Here is a 23,897-nt window from a genome sequence, read left to right on the forward strand (position 1 = left end):
CTGAATGGGCATAAAAAATCCGATACCAGAGGACTGGTATCGGATTTTCTAGAAGCCACGGCCTGGACTCAAATGCTTAAGTGAACAGCATTACGTCCGAAGCCGGGGCTCTCATCTAGCGGCAAAGGCATATCAGTTGCCAGTAGCACTACTTCCCGTGGCGGTCGTGTTGCCGACACTGGTACCTGTTTCAGTTCCCGGACCTGCCGGCTCACCGTCAACGGTGGTGCCCATACCGGTTGTCAGGCCTTCGCGATCGGTATCGTCGGTAGTTTTGCCGTCCATCATGGTGTCGTCATGGGCGCCGCCCATTTTGCCGTCGTGAGTGCCGCTCTTCATTGAGCTGCTATCCGCGTCGTAGCGGCCCTTGTCATGAATGGCTTCGTTGTCCGTTGTGCCTGCGGCAAATACAGCGGTAGACATAAGGCCGGCTAGAGTCAGCGCGGCGAGCTTGGTCGTTTGCATGATCGCTCTCCAGTTTCAAGGGGTTCACATACTCCGGCACTGCCCACGAAAATAAATTTCACCCCCGCGCGTGACAGGATCTTTCAAAATCGCCGAAACCTAGACGAGGCGGGCGCTGTAGCCCTGCCGCCATTGGTCGCCGTGTTGGCAAAACACCGTTCGTCGGATGTCCACGCGCCATTCTGCCTCGAGGACGCCTGACCAAAACTCAGCGCAACAACTGCCACAACGAGATCCCGATACCAGCCATGCTTTCACCGGCCACTAACCCGGCGGCGGCAACGATCACAAAACGTTCGGCCAGGCTGCCCCAGCGGGCCGCGAACAGCCAGGCCAACAGGGCGCCGAAAGCCATCATCAGCGAGATCGAGGCAGGAATGATGAAAGCCAGCCCCAGCGCCGCGGAGCTGGGTAACCAGCGCAACCGCCAGACCGGCGCCGAGCCTTCCAGCAGGCCGAGCACAACGCCGAACAGTGCACCGATCAACATCGCCCAGCGGATGTCCAGGCTGATCGAGCCGAGCCCGGCGGTGAGCGCCTGCGCCACAGCTTTCCAGGTCGCCACGGCAGGTGCTGGCCACTCGGGTGTGATCAGCATGGTCTGAGGATCAGGAATCAGCAGTTGATAGACGAGCACCCCTACTAGGCTGCCGACCAGAATACCCAGGCACTGAGCGACCACCTGGCGCGAGGGGGCTGCGCCGATTGCATGACCGACCTTGAAGTCGTTGAGCAGGTCGGTGCATTGACCCGCAGCACCGCCTGCAGTGTTGGCACTCATCAGGTTGATCGCCACCTGACCAGGCGCAATGGCAGCGAAACTCAGCTGCGACAGCTGCCCGATCGCACCAATCGGCGGTATCCCGGTGGCGCCGACGACACGTGCCGCAACCATGGCCAACAGCAGCGCCAGCGGGATCGACAGCGCGGCCATGAGTGGATGGATATCAAACAGACTCATCTGCAGGGCGATCACCAGGATGGCCGCCAGGCCCAGCCCGAGCGCCGGCAGTGGCGCGGGCCGTGCGAATCGCAGGCGCTGTGCTGCAGCGCCTCGTCGGGCGCGCAAAAAACGCAGCTGAACGTCAAGCGCTCCAGCTGCGCGCTGGGAGCCCAGCGCGGCACGCTCCACCAGAGACCGTCCAGCAGCTTGGTCAACGCAGCCAGCAGCGCAGCCGAGCCCAGTACCCATAAGCGCCGCGCCGCCTCTGCGCCATGGCTGTAAATCTGCTGCATGGTCGCCAAGGTCGCCATGCCTTCCGGAAAGCGCAACTGCGTTTCGATAATCAGTGAAGGCCGCAAGTACCAGGCGACCCAGATGCCGAGAAAGCTGACCGAGAACACCCAGGCTACCAGCGGCAAGGTGTCGAACTGCTGGCCGGCGATCAAGGTGTAGGCAGGAATCGGTGCGACCAAACCGCTGGAAATGATCGAAGCCGCGGATGAGGCCGTGGTCTGGTTGATGTTGCTTTCGTGCAGGGTCCAGGCGGGCCTTCTCAGCACTCGCGCCAGGCTCTGCCAGAAGGCGAAACCGACCAACAGCGCGATGATCGACATGTTGAACGACCAGCCGATCTTGAGCCCCGAGTAGATATTCGAAGGCGTCAGCACAGCCCCCAGCAGCAGGCCGGTCAACAGCGCGCGCAACGTCAGTTCGCGGGAGGGGTCACTCATGCAGGCTCCATCGAATGGGCGATTGACTCACCTTAGTCCATTAAGTCCACCACAGCGTTTCTTCAACCGTCCGTCGGGATGTCATCCTCAGCGCGCAGATGCCGACCTAATCCCAACGTGAACGCTGAACTTCGTCATTTCTGGCCGGTCGTTTAGTAACTTTTCTATGCAGCATAACGGCACTCCAAACCAAGGATTGAACATGGACGAAGCGGACTTCACCCACCTGGAACGTAACCGGCCTACCGTCACCCTGCTGACCGGCAATGAGCTTCTCGGGCTGTTCTTCAAGCACTTTCTTGGTGAACAGGCTCAGCTAGAGGTAGCCCTGGCGCGGCTCGAAAAGATCGTGCCGGGCAGCACCGATCTCTACTTACTCGACTCGGGAAACAGCCAGACCGAGCAATTGTCGACACTGCTCGATCAGCTCGACGAGCAGACACCCGTTGCGCTGGTCAACATCGCCCCGGAACAGGCCGAGCAACTTGTCGACAAGCACCCTGCCATTCGCGGCGTGTTTTACAGCCATGCCACTCGCGAGCACCTGCTCGACGGCATCCAAGTATTGCTCGAAGGCGGCGACTGGCTGCCGCGGGTCTTGACCGAACGCCTGCTCAGCCAGTGGCGACGCATGCGCCAACTCGCTGGCAGCAAACCGTCGTTGACCCTGCGTGAGCGGGAAATCCTCAGCCTCGCCGGCAAAGGCCTGTCCAACGCCGAAATTGCCGAACAGCTGTGCCTAAGCCCCCACACCATCAAGAGCCATATCCACAACCTGTTGCGCAAGATTGGTGCCTCCAACCGGGCCGAGGCGGCCTTTCTGCTGCGTGGCCGACTGGATTGGTCCGAGTCGTGTCACGCCTGACGCTGTGCCTGTTGCTGATGAGCCTGCTCGGCCCGCTGCAGGCTCAGGCGGCGCTGGGCCAGGCGGAAGGCGAGGCGGAACTAAGCGGGCTGATCATCGACAACACCATCACGCGCTTCGGTCACGACTTCCACCGCTACCTAAGCTTTCAATTGCAGGACGCCAGCGCGCTTGAAGGCGACCTGGTGGTGCGTGAACGTCCTTCCGCGCGCTGGGGCAGCCTGGTCTGGGTGGAGTATGGGCAGCGCACTGTATACCGGCGCTTTCTGCAGCCCAACGTAGCGGAGATCGAAGACATCGCCACCCAAGCCGCGCAGCTGATCTTGGAGGAAGTCAATCGCAGCAAGCTGCAGAACCTGCTCCAGGACACCTTCGACATGGACCGAGACGAGCTGTGAATCGCAAAAGGATTAATTCGCCCCGTTCATCACGTAGCGCTAGTTTTGCACCGTTCGATGGATGTTCAGCGCCCCGCCTGCAGTCAAGAATCCGAACACTATTCCGAGGTGCCTGCATGGATTGTCTAGCCCTATTCCGCCGCGGCTTGCTCGCCGCCCTTCTGCTCACCGGTCACGCGGTTCATGCGGCCGATCTGATGGACAACGGAGATCTTGCGGGAGGCTCATTGAGCCTCGCTAATCAGTCGGCGGCGTTGCAGTTGCCCGACATGCAGGTCGCGCGAGTGCTGCAAACAGGCAGCGACAACCTGGGTGACGTAAGCCAGACCGGCACGGCTCAGCTGGCGAACATCATGCAACAAGGCAGCGACCAGCAGGCCTTCATCCTCCAGCAAGGCGAGAACCAGATCGCCACCATTCTGCAGATTGGCCAAGGCAACCTGGCCGACATCAGCCAGATCGGCAGCGACAACGAGGCCGCGATCGCTCAGATTGGTTCGAACAACGCTGCCAGCATCGAACAGCTCGGCAGCGGCTTGAGCAGCAGTGTCACCCAATACGGCAGCGGCCAACGCGTCCAGATCGTCCAGCATCGCTAATCACCAGCATCGCTAATAAAAAGGTAACCCTATGCGCAGTCTGCATCTCCTCGCGTCAGCCGCTTTGCTGTCTGTCGCCGTTGGCGCCCATGCCGACAACAGCGCCAAACTCGTGCAGACAGGCAATGACAACGACGCCACGATTGATCAGACCGGGCTGCTTAACGAGGCGACAATTCGGCAGAACGGTACGGCCAACATCGGTTCGATCTTTCAGGGCGTGATCACCGAGGAGAATGTCGCCAGCCTTGTGCAAATTGGCAGCAATGAAGCCTCCATCTACCAGGGCGATGAAAGCTACTTCTCCACCGCCAACGTCTACCAGCAGGGCACCGGCAACCGCGCCGAGGTCGAGCAGCACTGGTACACCAACGAGCTGCAGATCAGCAGCGTCGGCGATCACAACTTCATTTCGGCGATTCAAAATGGTTACGCTCAGGCCGAGGCACGTCAGATTGGCAACGGCAATTCGCTGGTAATGACCCAAGACGGCTTTTACAACGGCAATTGGACAGCTGTGTATCAGGTCGGCGACGAGAACAGGGCTAGCATCGAGCAGGGCGATGGCAGTGATATTCAACTGGCCCAGAACGGCAACCTGAACACCGCAACGATCTCGCAATACAACCTGTTTGGTGAAGTCGTGTTCAGTCAGACAGGCGACGACAACCTACTGACAGTTGAGCAGAGCGGGCGCAGTAATGGATTCAGAGGCTCGTCAACTGGAAATGGCAACAGCGTCGAGTTGGTGCAATGGTTCGATGGCAACCAAGCCAGCGTCGTGCAATCTGGCGATGACAACATCGCCGCCATCAACCAGCTAGCCGGCTACAACGAGGCCCGCATCAACCAGGTCGGCATGGCAAACCAGGCCTCGATCACTCAGAACGCCGAACTCATGAACGCGGTGATTTCGCAGACGGGGACCGGCAACATGGCCACCGTTACCCAACAGTGATCCAGACCTTGGCCACCCCATATGCTCACCGCGACCCTCGCCGCCATGCTGCTCGCCTCCGCCGGTCCGGTTGATGCTCGCCTGGAGCTGCTGCCCGAAGCCGACCGGTTGAATTTGCAGTTGTGCTTCAGCAGTGCCGAACCCCACCGGCTTAGCTACCAGCTGGAAGTGCGTTCCAAGGGCCACGCCGGTACCAGCCGCAGCCGCCAATCGGGCGAGTTGACCAGCGGGCCTGAAACGCAGTGTCCGCTGAACAACAGACTCGGTATCGCACCCGACAGCCAGATCGAGGCGACGGTCACTTGGTCCGTCGACGGCCAGCAGCAAGCGCCTCTGCACCAGAGCTACCCAGCAACCCAACCCACCGATTCGGCGCCCTCGGCGCCAGATTCCACACCTGCTGCAGTGGATCATCTATTCGTCAGGGCCGATCCAAACCGGCAATAGCGGTCTTGGCTGGCAGCGTGCAAGCCGGCGTCCCACCTCAATCCCCTTCAGCTCGACGTAGTGATACGTCAGGTTCGATATCGCCAACACCATGGCCACCTCAAGCAGGTTCAGCAGGTCGCCGACCAAGATGCTGCCGCTGCTGCTGCAGCGCGTGATCTGCTCGATTCCTGGCTGCTGAAGAATGGTGACGTATTCGGTCAGAACCTGCCCGCTGTATCTCGGCAACGCCAGCAGCACCATCCAGCCCAGGATCGATCAACCGTTGCCATCCATCGCCTGCCCGGAACCGGAAGCGCGGCCATGGCTTCTACCGAGCCAATCCACATCGCCGCTATCCGAGGAGTTCCCGATGCGCATTTCTCTCAAACCCTTGCATGAGCAGGTCATCGTCATCACCGGTGCTTCGAGCGGGATCGGCCTGGCGACCGCCCGCCTCGCCATCGAAAGAGGCGCACGCGTGGTGCTGGTGGCGCGCAACGAAGAAGCCCTGCTCGACATCGAGCGTGACCTGAACGCGGGTGACCGGGTCCTTCACGTCATGGCCGATGTCGGCCAGCGCGCGCAGCTGGAACGCGTCGCCAGCGAGACCGTCGCCCGCTTCGGTGGCTTTGACACCTGGATCAACAATGCCGGCAGCTCGGTATGGGGACGCTTCGATGAGGTCAGCGACGAAGACCACTATCAGGTAATGCAGACCAACTTCTGGGGCACTCACTACGGCTCGTCCATCGCCGTTAAGCATCTGCGCGACAAAGGCGGCGCCCTGATCAATATCGGCAGTGTGGAATCGGCCAATGCCCTGCCCTTCCACAGCAGCTACAGCGCCAGCAAGCATGCGATCAAGGCGATGACCGACGTGCTGCGCGTCGAGCTGCAAAAGTCGCACACGCCGGTATCGGTAACCCTGGTACGCCCCTCCTCGACCGACACCCAGTTCATGGATCACTCGAAGAATTACCTGCCCAGCGCGCCGGTGTTTCCGCCGCCGGTCTATGCCCCCGAGGTGGTCGCGCGGGCGATTCTGCATGCCGCCGAGCACCCGCAGCGCGACGTTTACATCGGCAATGCCAAGTTGCTTTCGCGACTCGCGCAGAACGCGCCGCACCTGGCCGACTGGATCAACCGCACCTTTGTCTACGACACCATCAAGAGCGGCCGCCCAGACCGACACCCACGCGGCGCGCTCTTCGACAGCGATGTCGGCAGCGCGGGTGACGGCAGCGCCCGTGGCGATTATCCGGGCATGGTGCTGACACGCAGCCTGTATACCCGTGCCACGCAGCATCCGGTCGCGACCACTGCCGCCGTGGCGGTGGGGGCAGCCGCATTGGTCGCCCTGTTGGGGCGTCGCGGGCGCTAGCTGACCACCAGCGCAGCCCAGGCTGCGCTGGCTGCATGATCGTTCAGCTCAGGTTCAGCCAGTGTTCAGGGGCCGTTCAGCGGAGCGTAGGCAGGATGGAGACGTAAATTTCTCCACGCCTGCAAAGGAGCGACACATGAACAAGCTGCATACCCTGGCCATCGCCACCACTCTCAGCGTCTTCACCTTCGGCGCCCAAGCCGCCGACAACTTCGCTGGCCTCACCTGGGGCAAAAGCACCGTCAACATCGACCGTTCCAGCACCCTGAAGCAGAACATGCCGGGCGCGAACCGTTTCGATGACACCATCAAGAACAGCGGCACCTGGGGCATCCGCGCCGGTCAGATGACCGACGAGGCACGCTACTATGCCACCTACGAAAACGTATCCGACGACTACGGTAGCTCGCTCAAGCTGCGTCAGCAGAACCTGTTCGGCAGCTACGACATGTTCCTCCCGGTCGGCGACACCACCCGCCTGTTCGGTGGCGCCAGTGCCGGTCTGACCAAGCTCGAGAATGAGTCCAGCGGTTACCGCCGCGACAGTGACATCGGTTATCTGGTAGGTCTGCAGGCTGGTGTGCTGCAAGACGTCGGCAAGAACACGTCGATCGAAGCGGGTTACCGTTATCTGCGTAGCAACGCCGGTACCGAAGTGGCCGAGCGCGGCGTTGGCAAAGTCGGTTCGATCGACCTGCATAGCAGCAAGCAGGCCTACCTGGGCGTGAACTACAAGTTCTAAGCAGGCGCGCTTGCATCAACAGAAACACGGCCGGGATTGTCCCGGCCGTTTGCATGACAGGAGCCGCACATGAAAGTGCTGGTGGTGGAAGACGAGGCGCTGCTGCGCCACCACCTGCTGACTCGCCTGAGCGAAAGCGGGCATGTGGTCGATGCGGTGGCGAATGCCGAAGAGGCGCTTTACCAGACACGGGAATTCAATCATGACCTGGCCGTGGTCGATCTCGGCCTGCCGGGCATCTCCGGCCTGGATCTGATTCGCCAGCTGCGCAGCAATGGCGAGCGCTTTCCCATCCTCATCCTCACCGCGCGCGGTAACTGGCAGGACAAGGTCGAAGGATTGGCCGCCGGTGCCGACGACTACGTGGTCAAACCCTTCCAGTTCGAGGAGCTGGAGGCACGGCTCAACGCGTTGCTGCGACGCTCGTCCGGCTTCACCCAGGCGAGCATCGAAGCCGGCCCGCTCAAGCTTGACCTCAACCGCAAACAGGCACTGGTGGATGACGAGCCCCTGCCGCTGACCGCCTTTGAATATCGCATTCTGGAATACCTGATGCGTCACCAGCAGCAGGTGGTCGCCAAGGAACGGCTGATGGAGCAGCTCTACCCGGACGACAACGAACGCGACGCCAACGTCATCGAGGTGCTGGTCGGCCGGCTGCGGCGCAAGCTGGAAGCCCACGGCGGGCTTAAACCCATCGATACCGTTCGCGGCCTGGGTTATCTGTTCACCGAGCGCTGCCGATGAGCCTCAATTGGCGCCGCTGGCGCGTGCTGGCTCGGGCCGCACGCAACGGCACCCTGTCACTGCGCCTGCGCCTGATGCTGGGCGCTACCTGCCTCGCCGTTCTGTTCATGCTTGCCCTGCTCCCGGTGCTGCAGGCTGCGTTCAGCCTCGCCTTCGAGCGGGTCATCGAAGAACGCCTGGCCGCCGATGCCAATACACTGATTACCGCATCGCGCATCGAACAGGGCCGATTGGTGATGCCGGAGCGCTTGCCCGATGAAGAATTCGACCTGCCCGATGCGAAGCTGCTGGGCTACATCTACGACCCGCAAGGCAAGCGGCTCTGGCAGTCACGGTCGGCCGAAGACGAATCCATCGACTATCAGCCGCGCCTGCAGGGCGATGTCACCGAATTCCAGCGGATCCGCGATGCCGATGGCGCCGAGTACTTCGTTTACGACGTGGAGCTGCGGCTAAACACCGATCAGCGTCAGGCGTTCAGCTTCGTCACCATGCAACCCACCAGTGAATACCGCAGCCTGTTCGAGGAATTCCGGCAACAGCTGTATCTCTGGCTCGGTGGCGGATTGCTGGTGCTGCTGACGTTGCTTTGGCTGGGCCTGACCTGGGGCTTCCGCTCGCTCAAACGACTAAGCCTCGAGCTGGATCAGGTCGAGGCGGGGCGGCTGGATCGCCTCAGCGATCGACACCCCCGCGAACTGCTGCGCCTGACCCGCTCGCTGAACCGCTTGCTCGACGGCGAGCGTCGCCAGCGCGAGCAGTACCGCAACTCGCTGGGCGACCTGGCCCACAGCCTGAAGACGCCATTGACGGTGCTGCAGAGCGTAGGCGAGGTGATCAGTACGCAGCCGGACAACCGCGAACAGTCCCGCGTGATGCGCGCGCAGATCGAGCGCATGAGCCAGCAGATCGGTTATCAGCTGCAGCGGGCCAGCCTCGGTCAGAGTGGCCTGGTGCGCCACCGGGTAGCGCTGCAGCCGCTGCTGGTGCGCCTGTGCAGTACGCTGGACAAGGTCTACCAGGACAAGCGCGTGCAGGTCGAGCTGCAGATCCCAGCAAAGGCCACCCTGCCGCTGGAGCAGGGCGCGCTAATGGAACTGCTCGGCAACCTGCTGGAGAACGCCTACCGACTCTGCCTTCATCAGGTGCGCATCAGCCTGCAGCAGGGCGACGAATACCTGACCCTGAGCGTCGAAGATGACGGGCCCGGCGTACCGGTCAACCAGCGCGCCCGCATCCTGCGTCGTGGTGAACGGCTGGACGCCCAGCACCCCGGCCAAGGCATCGGCCTGGCAGTGGTGAAGGACATCATCGACAGCTACGGCGGCGAGCTCAGGCTCGACGATTCCATGCTTGGCGGCGCTGCGTTTCGGTTGCGCCTGCCGGTGGATTAAGCCGACGAAGGGATCTGTTGATTGATGCCTGTTCCGGGTGGCGGCTGCTACAGTTCGTAGCCCCGCCACTTACCGGACGCGACAAATGTCACTGGACGACAACAAACGGCTGGTCCGCCAGCACATCGATCTAAGCTGGAACCGCGGACACCTGGCCCTTGCCGAGAAGCTGCACAGCAAGGACTTCCTCTACAAGAGCTCCTTCGTCGGCCATCCGATGGCCAGCCCCGAGTTCGCCGCGATGGTGACCCAGATCCGTACTGCCATGCCCGATCTCGAAGTGGTGGTCGAGGAATGCGTTGCCGAGGGCGACAAGGTCGTCACCTGGAGCACCTTGATTGGCACCATCGAAACACCAGCGCTCGGCTACCCACCCAGTGACAAGGTCTTGAGCATTTCAGCGATGGCCTTCTGGACCCTGACGCCGGGGCAGCAGATCCGCGAGATCTGCACCATGTTCGACATGGAAAGCTTCCGTTCCCAGCTCGGACTGGCGACCCGCACCTACGCCGAAAAAGCCCTGCCCTGACGGCTGCTAGCGGCCAGAACGGGAGCGTTTGGCGCTTTCGCAGCAGTCATCGCCCCGGTTTCGTGGTCCATTGCACATGCGCCCGATTCCGAAAAAGGCAGGTTGAATGCACCGACCGCTGTTGCTCAAGACCCTGGTTTGCCTCGTTGTACTGGCCTTGCTGGCCTCCGCCATCAACCCGCACGACCGTACCACCTGGCTGATGGAAGTCCTTCCGGTGGTCATCCTGCTGCCGGCATTGGCTTACACCCATAGACGATTTCCGCTCTCTTCGCTGCTGTACGTGTTGCTGGCTGTCCAGGCCCTGGGGCTGGTTGCGGGCGGCCATTACACCTTCCCCCGTGTCCCGGTCGGTTTCTGGCTGCAGGACTGGCTGGACCTCAGCCGTAACCCTTACGACCGGCTTGGCCATTTTTTCCAGGGCGTTGTGCCTGCGCTGATCGCGCGGGAACTGCTGGTGCGTAATGAGCGCGTTCATGGCAAACACCTGTTGCCGTTTGTCTGCGTAAGCATGGCGATGATGCTCAGCGCTGTTTACGAGCTGGTCGAGTGGGCGGCGGCCCTTTCGCTTGGCCAGGGCGCCAAAGCCTTTCTGGGCATGCAGGGCGATCAGTGGGACACGCAGGCCGACATGTTCTGCGCGTTGCTTGGCAGCCTGACCGCCATGACACTGCTGGTGCATCTACACGACCGCAGCATGGCCGCGATCGGTAAACAACGGCAAAGCCTAACGGCTGTACAAGGCGAAACCGCCCGATAATTACGGTCAGCTGGTTAACTATCGATTTAATTGAATTAAATAATTGGCTGAATTAATCAATTAGCGGCAGCGACACTTAGTATCACAGTTGTCGATTTGTACTATTGATACGCTCGCGTTTGTTCAACTGGCCCTCGCCCGTAGCATGTGTCCCGTACCCACTAATACCGAGGACACACTCATGAAAAAGCTATTAGCAGCTGCCATCCTGGCCAGCGTTGCTTCGACGGCCTTTGCGATCCCACCAAGCCATCCGCAACCAATTCTGGGGGAAGCGCAAAGCACCTCAACCGTCCAAAAGCAGTTATCAACTGACCGCACCCTGTCTGAAAACGGTTTTGATCGCACGCCATTGAGCGAGCAAATTGCTGAAGACGGGTTCGATCACACTCCCATCAGCGAGCAGATTGCTGAAGACGGTTTTGACTCTACGCCGCAAGCGGAGCAATTCGCAGAAGATGGATTTGATCCGACACCTCAAGCCGATCAAGTCGCCGATGACGGTTTCGACCGTACTCCGCTGGGGCAGTTACTGGCGGAAGATGGCAGTGATCGTACCGAGCTCGGCACAGCCTGAACTTAACGCTTCAACTCAAGGCGCCGTTGGCGCCTTTTTTATGTCGCTATAAAAAATTAATAAGCACTCGCTCCGCGAGTATTTACAGCCGGATAAATCCACATGAGCAAATAGCTTTCTGACGGCCCTTAGCCTATCGGGAGGCTCGCTCACAGAAAACCGTACGATTCCTGTACACCATCGATACTAAAGTACAGTACTTATAATGTCTTTATGCCACTACCCTGACTGTATAGTCATTTCAGGGACGATGGGCAGTCAGCTCAGGGAAGATCCTCATAAATTGTGCGGAAACCCCATGAACCTAACCGTCAAACTGAAACTCGGCCTGAGCTTCGCAGCACTTACGCTGATCGTTCTGCTCATTTCTGCCTTGGCGATTGTCGAGCTTGCCAAGTTCAACGATGCCTTCTCTGACTATGTCGAAGGTGTTAACGCCCGCGAAGAGCTGGCGTCAGCATTACTCATCGCGGCGCAACGCCGCGCAGTCGCAGCCCGTAACCTGGTGCTGGTGTCCTCGGAAGCTGACCTGAGGCTCGAACATGCAGCAGTCCTCGAAGCACACCGCGACGTTCAGACTCATCTCAGTAATCTCAAGACGGCCGTAGATCGTTTGTCTGGAGCTGAGGCCAAAGAAGAAAAGCAGCTGCTTGCCGAGATAGCCCGCGTAGAAAGCCTTTACGGTCCAGTAGCACTGGACATCGTCGAACGCGCCGTAGCCGGGCAGCGCGAAGACGCCATCGTGCGGATCAACCGAGACTGCATTCCACTGCTGCGTCAGCTGCTGGCCGCCGGCGAACGCTATATGCAGCACAGCCGTAGCGCCGCAAACGCGGAAGTGGTGGCCGAGCGCAACGAATATGAAACCCAACGCAACCTGATGATCGGTGTCTGTTTGATCGCCGTATTGCTCGCGCTCGGTCTGGGTATCGGCATCGTCCGCAGCTTGTTGCGCACGCTGGGCGCCGAGCCGCTCGATCTATCCGCTGCAGCCCGCCGCGTCGCTGCTGGTGACATGCGCAGCATGCCGGGAATGGAGCACGCGCCGGCTGGCAGCGTCATGGCCTCCCTTGGGGAGATGCAACGCAGCCTCGGCGAGCTGATCGGGCAGGTACGGCGCTCAGCTGAAACGATATCGTCCTCCGCCGAAGAGCTATCCCAGTCTACCGAGCAGGCGAGCCAAGGCGTCATCGCACAAAAACTGGAAGTCGATCAGGTAGCCACGGCGATTCATGAAATGGCCGCGACGGTGCTCGAGGTTGCGCGAAACTCCGAGCAAGCGGCCAGCGCGGCGGATTCAGCCGATCAGCAAGCGCAAGCCGGCGAGGCGACGGCACGCCAGGCGGTGGTACAGATCAAGCGGCTTGCCGATGAGGTGACAAAATCGACCGCTGCGATGGCGCGCCTGAAGAGTGAAAGCGAGCGGATCGGCGGTGTTCTGGACGTTATCAAGTCGGTGGCGGACCAGACCAACCTACTCGCGCTGAACGCTGCGATCGAAGCCGCACGCGCTGGCGATGCCGGCCGAGGTTTCGCCGTGGTGGCCGATGAGGTGCGAACACTTGCTCGTCGCACCCAGGACGCGACGGTCGAAATCCAATCACTGATCGAAGGGCTTCAGCGGATTGCCGAGGAGTCCGCTAAAACCATGCAGGGCTGTAGCGATCTGACTGAGGCCACCGTGGCGGGCGTCGACGAGACTGGCGCGGCGGTGGCAGACATCACCTGCATGATCGCCGCTATTCAGCAGATGATGCAGCAGATCGCAACTGCGGCCGAAGAGCAAAGCGCCGTGGCTGAAGAAATCAGCCGCAGCGTGACCCGAGTACGCGATATTGCCGATCAGTCCGCGACGTCCAGTGAGCAGACAGCCGCCTCCAGCGTGGAGCTCGCACGGCTCGGTAGCGCTCTGACTCAGCAGGTCCGGCGGTTCGAGATCTGACGCGGGCTGCGCCTGATCGAAGAACGCAAACGGCAAGCCAAATGGAATCGGCCCTGCGTTATAGGTGCTGTGTATTTAGGGCCGTGCGTGTTCGGCCCTCCCTCCCCCGCGCCGTACCCGCAAGCGAGGTGCAACCAGGGTTGCAAGCGCAACGCGTCACCACAACCAACCCAACCACAGCAAAGCGGCCAGCAACCAGGCGCTCATGGTGAGTGTGCCGGTGTTCCAGAAGCGGTTCCAGCGGCGCTCCCGTTGCCGCCAGCGCGAGGTGTTCGGATGGAGGGTTGGAACGGCCATTGGTGGGCGTAATACCAGACGCCGGAGTCGCAGCGAGAGCGTCAGCGCCGGGTTGGGTAGATTCGCCAGGCGTGCCGGAACCTTCCAGCCCCTTTTCAAGGCCACGCCAGCCAAAACCGACGCCAGCAGTAGCGGCCATAGTGCGGCCCAGATGCCCCCAGGATAAAGGCCATGCAGCATCGGCTCACGCAGCGCGGGCCACAGCCAGGGCAAGAGTAACGAGCTGATGCTGAGCAACGCCCAGGGCAACAACTGAGGTAGCGGTGGACGGTTCGCGGGCGCATCGCGGGCATCCTGGCGTAGCAACCACAGCGCGCGAATCAAAAGCAGGGCGGTAGTCAGGCTGCTGAGGCTCAGCCAAACCAGCCAACCTTCGAACTCACCGGCATGCCAGACGTCTTTCAACGCTGTCTTGACTGCCCCGCCGCTGGTCAGCGGCAAGCCCAAGATCGCCAGGGCCGGCAGTGCCAAAATCGCCCAGCCGATGCGCGGAAGACGACCGGCATGGATCAAGCCCGCCGCGAGAAACAGCGCTCCCTTGGCCAGGCCGTGATGGACGCCGTAGAGCATCAGCACGACGGTCATCGCCTGAAGTTGCTCGGGATGTCGCCAAGCCAGCGCCAGCAGCATCACCAGATAGCCCATCTGACTGACCGATGAATAGGCCAGCACCGCTTTGGCCTGTCCTGCAACAAGCCCGAGCAGTGCCGGGTAAACGGCGCCGAAGATGCCCATAGCGAGCAACACGTCCGCCCAGCTCGACAGCAACGGATCGCTTTCTGGCAAGCATCGCCAAATGCCCAGCAGACCGGCCTTGAGCATCGCGCCGGACAGCACCGCGCTGGCCGGTGCAGGTGCTGCCGGATGGGCCAGGGGCAACCAGACGTGCAGTGGCCAGAAACCGGCCTTGAGCCCCAGTCCCGCCAGCAACAGGATCAGCGTCAGGCCATCCATGGGCAGCGTTTGCCAGGCGGCGAAGGAGAAATCGCCGTCCGCGGCGTGGCTGCGCAGCATCAGCCCAGCGAGCAAAGCCATTTCACCGCAGATCGCCAGTTGCAGGTACAGCCGTCCGGCGCGACGGGGGCCGGGTCCACGCCGATGCACGATCAACCCATACGCGGCGAGGCTCATGGCGCTGAAACCGAGGTAGAAGCTCAAGGCGTCGGTCGAGATGATCAGCATCAGGTTGCCGGCCAGCGCCAGCAGCCAAAAGGTCCAGAAGCGAAGCAGACAAGCGTCATCCTTCTGGCTGCTGCTGGCGAAGACGCTTGCACAGCCCCACAGCAGCGCGGTGAAGCCCAGCCAGGCACGGCTGAGGTCATCACTGGCGCCCCAGCGCACGCCATCCCAGAGCATCGACAGTTCCAGCAAGGGAACGGGCTGAGCAACCAGCGCCAGCGCCGGAATACAGGCCAGCCATAGCCAGCCGATGGCCCGTTCGCGCCAGATGGCCAGGCAGCCCGCGGCGAGAAGTGGCGCCAGCGGCACCAGCATCCAGAGCCAGGCGCCGCTCATATCTCGAACTCCCGATTGACGATCAATTGCGCCCAGCCCAGCGGGCTCAGCGCCGTGCCGGCCAGCACGCCCACCAGCACCGACAAAAAGGCGGTGAAGACCGCGGGGAGCAACAACATCCAATGGGTTTCCCAGCGCTCCTCGCGCCAGTTGTCTTCGTGCCAGTCAGCCGGTTCGGCGAACCAGCCACGCCACAGGAGCGGCAGGAAATAGCCGGCATTGAGCAACGCAGACCCCATCAAGACCAGCAGCACCCAATCCTGCCCGACCTCCAGCGCGCCCATGCCCAGCGCCCATTTACTGACGAAGCCCGCGATCGGCGGAATGCCGATCATGCCCAGCGCACCGATACTGAACGCCGTCATGGTCAGCGGCATGCGCCGGCCGACACCGTCCATTTCGCGAACACGATGGATGCCAAGGGTTTCGGCAAAATTGCCCGCGCAATAGAACAGCGTGACCTTCATCAGCCCCTGATGGACCAGATGCACCAGCCCACCGACCGCCGCAATCGGCCCGAGCAGCGCAACGCCAAGGGTCACGTAGGACACCTGACTGATGGTCGAGTAGGCCAGGCGCTTCTTCAGCTCCTGCTGCTGCAGCGCGCGCATCGAGCCATAGAGAATCGTTGCCGCGGCCAGCCAGAGCAGCGGCCCGGCCATGTCCAGCTGACCCATCGCCTCGGCGCCATAGACGTCATAGACCACCCGGATAATCCCGAACGCGCCGGCCTTGACCACCGCCACCGCATGCAGCAGCGCGCTAACGGGTGCCGGCGCCACCATCGCCTTTGGCAGCCAGCCATGCAGTGGGATCAGCGCCGCCTTGACCCCAAGCCCGGCGACCAGCAGGACGAAGGCGACGCGCAACGCCAGGTCGTGCTCGCCCACCGCCGGCAGCAAATAGCCGCCCGGCTGGAAGTCCTGCCCGCCGGCCAGGCCATGCAGCAGCGCCACGCCCATCAATACCAACGCACCACCGCCCACGGTGTAGGCCAGATAGACGCGCCCGGCGCGCAGCGCTTCGGGCGTACCGCGATGCACCACCAGCGGGAACGTCGCCAAGGTCAGCATCTCGTAGAACAACAGAAAGCTGACCAGATTGCCCGCCAGCGCGAGGCCTACGGTGGCGCTCACGCAAAGGCTGAAGTAGCCGAAAAAGCGCGACTGCAACGGAGAATTTTCAAGGTAGCCAATGGCGTAAATGGTAGTGGCCAGCCACAGCACCGACGACAGTGCGACGAACAACAGCGACAGCGCATCGCCCTGCAGCACCAGCGGCGCGCCGGGAAGGAATGGCAGACTGAAACGAAACTCCAGGCCTTTGCTCACGCCATAGATCATCGCCACCACCAGCAACAGCTTGATCACCACGCCACAGAGGTTGAGCGTGACCCGCAACCGATGCTGTTTTTCGTGCAGGGTGAAGATCAGAAGGCCCGGCACCAGCGAGCTGAGCACGATGGCCAGCGGTAACCAATGGGTCCAGTTCATCGTGCCACCCCACCGAGCCAGAGCAGCAAGGGCTCGCTGATCAGCGCCAGGCTGAGCACCAACAGCGCCGGCAGCATCGCCAGCCATTGCGCAACTGGATCAGGCTTGACGCTGGGTGGGTTGGGCCGCGCACGATCGAAGCCCAGCGCCACCACACGGAACACATAGGCCGCCGACATCAGCGTGCCGAGCAGCACACCAAAAGCCCATGGCCAGTGCTGCGGTTGCTCGAACAGCGGCTGCAGCAACAGCCACTTGGCAAGAAAGCCCCCGCTGGGGGGCAGACCAATCAGGCTGCCCCCAGCGACAGCGAAGGTCGCCATGGCCACCGGCATGTTCTGGCTGGCCCCTTTCAGCGCGCGTACCCGACGCGTACCCAGCACCCGCTGCAGCTCGCCGGCAGCCAGGAACATCGATACCTTGGCCAGCCCATGCGCCAGGATGAACAGCCACAACGCCGCCTCCATTCGCGGTTCCTGCCAATGCAGCAGCAGGCCGAGCGCCAACAGCGCATAGCCCAGCTGCGCAACCGTCGAATAGGCCACCAGCATCTTCAGACGCGGCGCGCGCAGCGCAGACCAGCCGCCAGATATCAACGCCAGGATGCCGGCCCCGGCGAACAGAAACCCGGCCTGACGCCCCAACTCCGGTGGCGCGATCTGGCTCCAGATCAGCCACAGGATATAGATAGGTCCCTTGACCACCAGCGCGGAGAGTAAGGCGCTGACTGCCGTCGGTGCGCCGGAATGCGCCGGGGGCAGCCACAGGTGCAGCGGCCACAATGCCGCCTTGAGCATCAGCCCGACACTCATCAGCAATAGCGCCAGGCGGGTCGTGTTGTCGGCCTCGGTCAGCTCGGCCAGCACCAGCACATCGAGCACACCGTAGCGGCCATAGAACAACGCCACGCCAAACAGGTAAGCGAGCGACCCGCCCAGCGACAACATCAGGTAGTTGAAGGCCGGTCGATAGGCCTTGCGCCCGGCCAGTGCTACTAGCGCCACGGCACAGAGGCTCAGCAATTCAAGCGTGACATACAGGTTGAACAGGTCTGCCGATAGCCACAGTGCGACCAGCGACGCATGCAACAGGCAGGACAACGGCCAGTAATCCTCGTTTCCAGTGGCGTGCGGGCTGCGCGCTGCATAGAGCGCGACCAGCAGATGCAGGCCGGCGGTAAAGACCATCAGCAGCGCGGTGAGCGGAGTCAGCTGGAACCGGATCGCCAACGGTGTCTCCCAACCACCGATCTGCAACAGCTGCGGCCCGAGGCTGATCGCCTGCTGCAAGGCAAACGCCGCGGCGGTCAGGCTGGCAGCGCTCATCAAGATCACGCAGAGGCCACTGCGAGCCGGCCGCAGCAACACCAGCAGCAGAGCTGCAAGCAGCGGTAGGGACAGGCTCAGCAACGCCGCATTCATTGTCGCGGCTCCTGCTGGCCCTTTGAGTGCTCCTGACCCTGCGCCACGCCGGCCAACCGCAACGCCAGGGCGGTGGCGCTGACCGCCACCACCAGCCCGGTCACCACCAGCGCTACCAGCAGCGGATCACTCGGCTGGCTGCGCGCCGCCAGGGCAATCATCACCAGAAACACGCCACTGCCCATCAGGTTGAAGGCGATGATCCGGCGCAGTGCCTGACGCAATGTCAGCAGGCCGTGCAGCCCCAGTAACCAGAGCGTGGCACCGATGATCATCCAGAACAGGCTACTGCTCATGAGGAGACATCCTCCCCTTCGCCCACCACCAGCAGGCTGAGGCTCGCTGCGATCGACAGGGTCGCTACGCTCTCGATCAGGACGATGAGCAGCTTGGCCGCCCCGCTTGGGTAAGTCAGCCAGCCCTCGCCCAGCCAGGCGGTCATCAACGCAACACCGATGAATACCAGCAGGCCGCCCAGCACCAGCAAGCGCAACGGCGTGAACGACCAGCGCAACCGTGGCACCAAGCCCGACAAGCGCAGCAGCACCACACCCGAGGCCAGTAGCGCCCCAGCCTGAAAGGCGCCACCTGGCGCGCTGGCACCGCGCCAAAGCATGTAGCCGGCAGCCAGCACCAGCAGCGGAGCCAGCACCCGCGCCCAGGCTCGTAGAAGCGGCCAGGGTTCCGCCAGTTCCAGCGGTCGCGGCCCCAGTAGCCGAGCACCAAGCAGCGCCAGCAGCAGGACGGCCAGTTCCAGCAGCGTGTCCCAGGCGCGGTAGTTCAGCAGCACGGCGGTCACCGGGTGGCTGACACCGGCCTCATCCAGATGCAGTGTGATCAGCGCCGGCATACGCGGCTCTACCGCACTCAGTGGCGCCAGCCCTTGCACCAGCAGGATCAGCATCGGCAGTACCACAGCCGCGGCGCCCAGGCGCAGTCGCGTACCGGTGGCATCTGGCAGATCCGCCGGCCCGGGCTGGCGCGCCAGTGCGGTGAACAGCAGAACGCCCGTCAGCCCAGCGCCAATCGCCGCTTCGGCCAGTGCCAGGTCGGCCGCCCCCAGGCGCGCCCAGATCAACGCCAGTGCGAGGCCGAAGGCGATGAACAGCAGCACGCTGGTGTAGAGGTTACGACCATGCAGCGCGCCAAAGGCGAGCCCCAACAGGAGTAGGCCAAGCACGCCGTCGAACAGCCATTCAGTCATCGCGCGGCTCCTCACCGGCCTGTCGCGCCAGCAACTGGCAGGCGGTGGCGCTGGAGGCCAGCAGCAACAGCCAGATCAGCACCATCTGCCCGACCTCCCATAGGCTGTCGGCACGCAGCGAGAGGCCGGCAATCACCAGCCCGAGGCCCAGGGTGTCCGCCTTGGTTAAGGCATGCAGACGGCTGACGGTGTCGGGAAAGCGCAGCAGACCGATACTGCCCGCCACGAAAAACAGCAGGCCGCCAATCAGCAGCAGCCAGCTGAGGCCATCCAGCAGCAGCTCAGTCATGTCGGCCCCTGCGCAGCAATTGCACCAGCGCGGCGCTGGCCACCGCTGCGAGCAACCCCAGCAACAGCGCCACGTCACGCAGCGCCGGTTGGTGTTGCCATTGAGCAAGCACCAACAGCAAGGCCGTGCCGGTGGTGCCGAACAGCTGGATCGCCAGCAGCCGATCCACCCGACCCGGCCCCCACACCACGCGGCCGAGCCCGATGATGATGGTTAGTAGCAGCAGGGACGCGTACACCGCCATCAATGCGGGCGCCCCCGCACCAGCAGCTTCTCGAGCCGCTGCTCGAGTTCGCTCACGGTGGGTTTCCACGGCTGGCGCTCATCAAGCACATGCACCCGCATCTGATCGCCCTCCACTCGCGAAGCCAGGGTGCCGGGCAGCAGGCCGACCAGCGCAGAGAGCACCAGCCGCACCTGAGGCGAAGGGCTGGCAATCGGGTAGTCGAGCCACGCGGGCTGCAGCGGTCGGCGTGGATGAACCGCACGCACGGCCACATCCCAGGCGCCAGCGGCCATCCTGCCGAGAAAGAAACCGACAAACCCAGGCAGCGCCCGCAGCGACGGGTGCCAGGGCCGCAACCCTAACCAGACTGAAAGCCCAGTGGCCAACAGGATGGTCGGTACGCCCAGCGACCATCCGCCACCTTCGCTGAAGAGTGCCCAGACCAACGCGTAGATCACCACCCAGCCCAACCCATCCAGCCATCGGCGAGCGCTTCCGACCTCCATCATCACTGCGTCTCCTTGTCTGGCACGTTCTGTTATGGAACGGGCTCTGGACCGGACGTTCCGCTGGATCGACGGGCTGGCTTGTTTCAATGCGTTGCCGAGCGATCCTGCGGCGTCGGGATGGCGATCTCGAGCGACTCGCCTGGCCCCAGCTGGCACCTGCCTTGAGCATAGTGCAGCGGCACCGAACCCGAGTTTTCATCGGCGGCGCGAACCCACAGCGAGCCGTCAGCCAACTGCAGATTCAGGCGTGCCTGCCGGAACACCAGTGACAGCGCTATCTGCTGCAGCTCCGGCGGTGGCGAGGGAAAGATGTACAGGCCATCAAGCTCCAGACGAACCCCGAGGTAATGTCGCTGCATCACGTCGAGCGAGCCACACATAGCGCCGAGGTGGATGCCTTCCTGGGTGCCACTGTTGCCTGGCGAACCCAGATCGGTAGCCAGGGCCTGCTGGTAGTAGGACCAGGACGCCTCGCTGTCGATAGCGGCCAACGCACCGGCGCAGACAACCTTGGACAAACTCGACTCATGGGTGATGCGGGCAAGGTGATAGGCAACGGTGTGGCGTGTGCAGGCACTGTCATGCCGGTAACCCATACGTTCGAGGATCTGCTGCCGTGTTTGCCGGGGCAGCAGGTGATAGGCCATCAGCACATCGGCCTGTTTGGTCAGCTGGTAGCGATCGCAGCTGTCATGCCGCGCTTCGAGCATCCAGTCCAAGCGCGGCCGGTCGCCGTGCAACCACTCCTGCGATGGCGCTTCCAGCTTGTCGAAACCTTCGAACTGGCTGAGCAATTGATCGTCGACGAAGGGCAGGTAAAGCCCTTCTGCGACCGCTTGCCAGTGTTCCGGCTCGTCCGGCTCCACCTTCAGTCGCTGCCGTAACGCGGCTGCATCGGCCTCGCTGAGCAACGCCAGCACCTGCCGCGCACGGTCGAGCGTCCAGGCCGCCATCAGATTGGTGTAAGTGTTGTTGTTCAACCCCGGCTCTGCCGCGTCCGGGTAGCTGTTGTGATATTCGTCAGGGCCGATCACACCGCAGATCAGGTAGCGCTGCCGCGACGCATCGAACTGCGCCAGGCTGGCCCAGAAACGCGCCACTTCAATGATCAACTCACCGACCGGCCCAGCCAGCAATGCTTCGTCAGCAGTGGCCAGATACAGCTGCCAGGCGTCGTACGCCACGGCAGAACCGATATGCCGCTGCAGGCGGGTGTGGTCGGCCATCCAGCGACCGGACATCGGGTTGCACTGCCACGGCGGCGTTTCTTCTTCGCCCGTGCGTGCGCTGCGCCAGGGGAACATGGCCCCCCGCAGCCCGGCGCGACGGGCCCGTTCGCGGGCCTTGTCGAGGCGCGCATAACGGTAGTCGAGCAGGCTTCTGGCGAGTTCGGGCCAATGGGTCGCGAGTATCGGATAGGCGAACAGCTCGTCCCAGAATACCTGGCCGTAATAGCCCTCCATCCAACCCCGAGGCGGAAAGCCAAGGTCACGCCCAACGCTGAGTGGCGACACGGTCTGCAGCAGGTGAAAGGCATGAAAGTGCAGCGCATGCTGCAGCTGCGAATCGTCCGCAGTGAGCGCGAGCCCCTGCCACAATCTCTGCCAGGCTTCGGTGCTCGCCTGTTCCAACTGCTCATAGCCGTCACATGGCAACTGTCGCTGTGCCTCGACACGCGCATCCTCGTCGGTTGCGGGTCGTTCCTCGTCGACCAGCACCACCGCGCACTTCTCGATGATCAGCCGACCGCTGTCCGCCACGGTGCAGTCCGTCTGCTGGATCAGCCGATGATCATCGAGGGTGGCGCGCCATTGCAGGGGTTGCTCGGGCGTCCTGATCTCTGTCGCCATCGCCAGTCGGCGGCGTTGGTTGTGCAGCCGGGCGCTGAGTGCGGCCGCGCCCTTCTCGTCATGGTCGAAGGCAAGGTGCTGCAAACGCCGTCCTTCATAGGCACGGTTGCGGCGAACCCCGGCGTTGCGTACGCCACCATCCAGCACTGTCCGCAGGCGCAGTTTGAGGCCGGGCGGCAACTGCAGCTCCCAGCGCAGCACGGCGAGATTGGGCGTCGCCATGCTGACCAGACGACGTTCCAGCAACCTCACCCGATATTCAGCCAGATCGAATTCGAGGTGCCGTTCGAGCACGCCAGTGTCCAGGCTCAGCGTTTGCTGATAGTGCTGCAGCTCGACCCTATCGAGGCTGAACCAATCGCCATCATCTAACGCAAAGCTGAGACCGAAGGGGTCCGGCAAGTTGACCAGGGCCGCCATCTGCACCGAGTCACCATTGACCTCGCGCGGCGCCTCGTCATACCACCCCGCGCGGTAGAAACCCGCGTAGTGCTGGCTGTCATCCGCACGGGGCATTACCGAAGCTTCCGGCGCATTGGCCCGCCACGACAAGACTCCGTTGCCCAGCGCGAGCAAGGCTTCGCGCCGTCGCTCATCGCCGCGGTCGTAATGCTCGAAGACGATCTGGCACCGCGTGTCTGGTTCAGCCATCCAGCCTCCTCGCCTTCTCAAGTAGCTTCTGCGCCAGCTCGATCACCTGTTGCCGATCGGCATACGCAGGCTGCGAGCCATAACCTGTGACGGCAAGGTTCGCCGCGGCCACGCCCCAGGCGGCGGCCTCCCGTGGCTCAAGGCCTTCGAGCAAAGCCACGGAAAACACGCCGGTAAAGGCATCGCCAGCGCCGGTGGTATCGACCGGTTCTACGTCGCCCGGCGGGATGTGCAGGGTCTGGTCAGCCGTCGTCAGCACGCAGCCGCCATCGCCGAGCTTGATGCACACCAGCGCGGGCCCGTCGCGTTGCAGCTGGCGCGCGGCATCAGCAAGCTTGTCCAGTGAATCGAGCGCGTGGCCTACCAGTCCTTCGGCTTCGGAGACGTTTGGCGTGATCGCCTGCAGCGTGGGCAACAGCGCCTGGTCTAACCGCTCGGGAAAGGATGGATCGAGTACCGCTGGAATCTTATTTCGGGCCGCCACCTCCAGCGCCCGACTCACTACTCGCGCCGGCACTTCGTAATCGAGCACCAGGCAGGCGGGGGTTGCGCAACCGTCGATGGCGGCGGCCATGGCTTCGATGGCCGCGTCGTCCCAGCAGTCGTTGGCATTGGTCGCCAGGACGATGCTCTTCTTCCCATCCGGCGGCACCATGATCATCGACACGCCAGTGGACTGACCCGCAGCGCGCCCGACGTTATCCACCTCAACGCCGGCCTGACGCAGCGGGTCGAGGGCCTGTTCGGCCAGCTCGTCGTCGCCGACGCGGCCGAGTAACAGGCTGCGGTGACCGAAACGCGCACCGAGATACGCCGTATTGCTTGCCTTGCCGCCGGACAGGCGACACAGGTCATGGGCCAGCTGCGTTTCGCGACTGCCTGCAGGCTCGTCGACCCGCACCTGGAAGTCAGCGTTGATGCTGCCCAGCGACAGCAAGGTGAGACGTTGCATGGTCATGCTCCGGCGGCTCAGGCTCGTCCT

25 protein-coding genes and 1 pseudogene are annotated in these 23,897 nt (G+C 62.7%); 13 read left to right on the forward strand and 13 right to left on the reverse strand.

Translation table 11 applies throughout. From position 1 onward, the window contains the following. Positions 1–132: 132 nt before the first annotated feature. Entirely contained in the window at positions 133–465 is a 333-nt protein-coding gene (locus tag ACIGHL_RS21570) for a hypothetical protein (RefSeq protein WP_052724748.1), read from the reverse strand. A gap of 208 nt (positions 466–673) precedes the next feature. After that, positions 674–2,139 (reverse strand): annotated as a pseudogene (locus ACIGHL_RS21575) (OPT/YSL family transporter). A gap of 280 nt (positions 2,140–2,419) precedes the next feature. Between ACIGHL_RS21575 and ACIGHL_RS21580 the strand changes: the two are divergent. The 5 genes from ACIGHL_RS21580 (at position 2,420) to csgH (ending at position 5,406) form a co-directional block, all read left to right on the forward strand. Next, positions 2,420–3,004, forward strand: a complete 585-nt coding sequence (locus tag ACIGHL_RS21580) for a helix-turn-helix transcriptional regulator (RefSeq protein WP_045432296.1) — start codon at positions 2,420–2,422, stop codon at positions 3,002–3,004. Then, a complete protein-coding gene (locus ACIGHL_RS21585) occupies positions 2,992–3,402 on the forward strand; it encodes a CsgE family curli-type amyloid fiber assembly protein (RefSeq protein ID WP_181690063.1) in 411 nt (136 codons plus the stop codon). Before ACIGHL_RS21580 ends, ACIGHL_RS21585 begins: the two co-directional genes overlap by 13 nt. A 116-nt stretch (positions 3,403–3,518) precedes the next feature. Continuing rightward, positions 3,519–4,001, forward strand: a complete 483-nt coding sequence (locus ACIGHL_RS21590) for a curli production assembly protein CsgB (RefSeq protein WP_128121905.1) — start codon at positions 3,519–3,521, stop codon at positions 3,999–4,001. 31 nt (positions 4,002–4,032) lie between these two features. Continuing rightward, on the forward strand, positions 4,033–4,959 hold the full coding sequence (locus tag ACIGHL_RS21595) for a hypothetical protein (protein WP_128121904.1): 927 nt from the start codon (positions 4,033–4,035) through the stop codon (positions 4,957–4,959). Positions 4,960–4,980: 21 nt separating this feature from the next. Further along, a complete protein-coding gene (gene csgH, locus ACIGHL_RS21600; RefSeq protein ID WP_241509327.1) occupies positions 4,981–5,406 on the forward strand; it encodes a curli-like amyloid fiber formation chaperone CsgH in 426 nt (141 codons plus the stop codon). Here csgH and ACIGHL_RS21605 read toward each other — a convergent pair. Beyond that, positions 5,374–5,634 carry a hypothetical protein gene (locus ACIGHL_RS21605; RefSeq protein ID WP_128121903.1) on the reverse strand — a complete coding sequence of 87 codons (261 nt, stop codon included), beginning with the start codon at positions 5,632–5,634 and terminating at the stop codon, positions 5,374–5,376. The genes csgH and ACIGHL_RS21605 overlap by 33 nt on opposite strands. 124 nt (positions 5,635–5,758) lie before the next feature. On the opposite strand from ACIGHL_RS21605, the gene ACIGHL_RS21610 reads away from it, so the two are divergent. From ACIGHL_RS21610 to ACIGHL_RS21645, 8 genes are all read left to right on the forward strand, one after another. Further along, complete coding sequence (locus ACIGHL_RS21610) at positions 5,759–6,769, forward strand: SDR family oxidoreductase (RefSeq protein WP_128121902.1); 1,011 nt, start codon at positions 5,759–5,761, stop codon at positions 6,767–6,769. Between the two features lie 136 nt (positions 6,770–6,905). Continuing rightward, positions 6,906–7,511: an outer membrane protein gene (locus ACIGHL_RS21615; RefSeq protein ID WP_128121901.1), complete on the forward strand. Its 606-nt coding sequence runs from the start codon at positions 6,906–6,908 to the stop codon at positions 7,509–7,511. A gap of 69 nt (positions 7,512–7,580) precedes the next feature. After that, a complete protein-coding gene (locus ACIGHL_RS21620) occupies positions 7,581–8,258 on the forward strand; it encodes a response regulator (RefSeq protein WP_045431287.1) in 678 nt (225 codons plus the stop codon). After that, positions 8,255–9,652, forward strand: coding sequence for an ATP-binding protein (locus tag ACIGHL_RS21625; RefSeq protein WP_128121900.1), 1,398 nt, complete (start codon positions 8,255–8,257; stop codon positions 9,650–9,652). Before ACIGHL_RS21620 ends, ACIGHL_RS21625 begins: the two co-directional genes overlap by 4 nt. Before the next feature lie 85 nt (positions 9,653–9,737). Further along, a complete protein-coding gene (locus ACIGHL_RS21630; RefSeq protein ID WP_046163021.1) occupies positions 9,738–10,181 on the forward strand; it encodes a ketosteroid isomerase-related protein in 444 nt (147 codons plus the stop codon). 106 nt (positions 10,182–10,287) lie between these two features. Then, complete coding sequence (locus tag ACIGHL_RS21635; protein ID WP_128121899.1) at positions 10,288–10,941, forward strand: DUF2238 domain-containing protein; 654 nt, start codon at positions 10,288–10,290, stop codon at positions 10,939–10,941. 181 nt (positions 10,942–11,122) lie between these two features. After that, positions 11,123–11,518, forward strand: coding sequence for a hypothetical protein (locus ACIGHL_RS21640; RefSeq protein ID WP_128121898.1), 396 nt, complete (start codon positions 11,123–11,125; stop codon positions 11,516–11,518). A 298-nt stretch (positions 11,519–11,816) separates the two neighbouring features. Continuing rightward, positions 11,817–13,460, forward strand: coding sequence for a methyl-accepting chemotaxis protein (locus ACIGHL_RS21645; protein ID WP_128121897.1), 1,644 nt, complete (start codon positions 11,817–11,819; stop codon positions 13,458–13,460). 156 nt (positions 13,461–13,616) lie between these two features. Here ACIGHL_RS21645 and ACIGHL_RS21650 read toward each other — a convergent pair whose 3' ends face one another. The 10 genes from ACIGHL_RS21650 to ACIGHL_RS21695 form a co-directional block, all read right to left on the reverse strand. Continuing rightward, the gene (locus ACIGHL_RS21650; RefSeq protein ID WP_128121896.1) at positions 13,617–15,272 is read right to left on the reverse strand and encodes a complex I subunit 5 family protein; all 1,656 of its coding nucleotides are present in this window, start codon (positions 15,270–15,272) and stop codon (positions 13,617–13,619) included. Next, complete coding sequence (locus ACIGHL_RS21655; protein ID WP_128121895.1) at positions 15,269–16,765, reverse strand: complex I subunit 5 family protein; 1,497 nt, start codon at positions 16,763–16,765, stop codon at positions 15,269–15,271. Before ACIGHL_RS21655 ends, ACIGHL_RS21650 begins: the two co-directional genes overlap by 4 nt. Further along, positions 16,762–18,186: a complex I subunit 5 family protein gene (locus tag ACIGHL_RS21660; RefSeq protein ID WP_128121894.1), complete on the reverse strand. Its 1,425-nt coding sequence runs from the start codon at positions 18,184–18,186 to the stop codon at positions 16,762–16,764. Before ACIGHL_RS21660 ends, ACIGHL_RS21655 begins: the two co-directional genes overlap by 4 nt. Continuing rightward, positions 18,183–18,482: an NADH-quinone oxidoreductase subunit K gene (locus ACIGHL_RS21665; protein ID WP_128121893.1), complete on the reverse strand. Its 300-nt coding sequence runs from the start codon at positions 18,480–18,482 to the stop codon at positions 18,183–18,185. Before ACIGHL_RS21665 ends, ACIGHL_RS21660 begins: the two co-directional genes overlap by 4 nt. Then, positions 18,479–19,390, reverse strand: a complete 912-nt coding sequence (locus ACIGHL_RS21670) for a hydrogenase subunit MbhD domain-containing protein (protein ID WP_128121892.1) — start codon at positions 19,388–19,390, stop codon at positions 18,479–18,481. Before ACIGHL_RS21670 ends, ACIGHL_RS21665 begins: the two co-directional genes overlap by 4 nt. Beyond that, positions 19,383–19,679 carry a cation:proton antiporter gene (locus tag ACIGHL_RS21675; RefSeq protein ID WP_045431315.1) on the reverse strand — a complete coding sequence of 99 codons (297 nt, stop codon included), beginning with the start codon at positions 19,677–19,679 and terminating at the stop codon, positions 19,383–19,385. The genes ACIGHL_RS21670 and ACIGHL_RS21675 overlap by 8 nt, the downstream gene beginning before the upstream one ends. Continuing rightward, positions 19,672–19,923, reverse strand: coding sequence for an MrpF/PhaF family protein (locus tag ACIGHL_RS21680; RefSeq protein WP_046163030.1), 252 nt, complete (start codon positions 19,921–19,923; stop codon positions 19,672–19,674). The genes ACIGHL_RS21675 and ACIGHL_RS21680 overlap by 8 nt, the downstream gene beginning before the upstream one ends. Beyond that, positions 19,923–20,414 carry a Na+/H+ antiporter subunit E gene (locus ACIGHL_RS21685; RefSeq protein ID WP_216706997.1) on the reverse strand — a complete coding sequence of 164 codons (492 nt, stop codon included), beginning with the start codon at positions 20,412–20,414 and terminating at the stop codon, positions 19,923–19,925. The genes ACIGHL_RS21680 and ACIGHL_RS21685 overlap by 1 nt, the downstream gene beginning before the upstream one ends. An 83-nt stretch (positions 20,415–20,497) precedes the next feature. Further along, entirely contained in the window at positions 20,498–22,915 is a 2,418-nt protein-coding gene (locus ACIGHL_RS21690) for a glycoside hydrolase family 65 protein (RefSeq protein ID WP_128121891.1), read from the reverse strand. Further along, positions 22,908–23,867, reverse strand: coding sequence for a PfkB family carbohydrate kinase (locus ACIGHL_RS21695; RefSeq protein ID WP_128121890.1), 960 nt, complete (start codon positions 23,865–23,867; stop codon positions 22,908–22,910). The genes ACIGHL_RS21690 and ACIGHL_RS21695 overlap by 8 nt, the downstream gene beginning before the upstream one ends. Positions 23,868–23,897 lie beyond the last annotated feature (30 nt).

Source organism: Pseudomonas sp. NPDC077451 (assembly GCF_044543345.1).
In the GTDB taxonomy this organism is placed as follows: Bacteria; Pseudomonadota; Gammaproteobacteria; order Pseudomonadales; family Pseudomonadaceae; genus Stutzerimonas.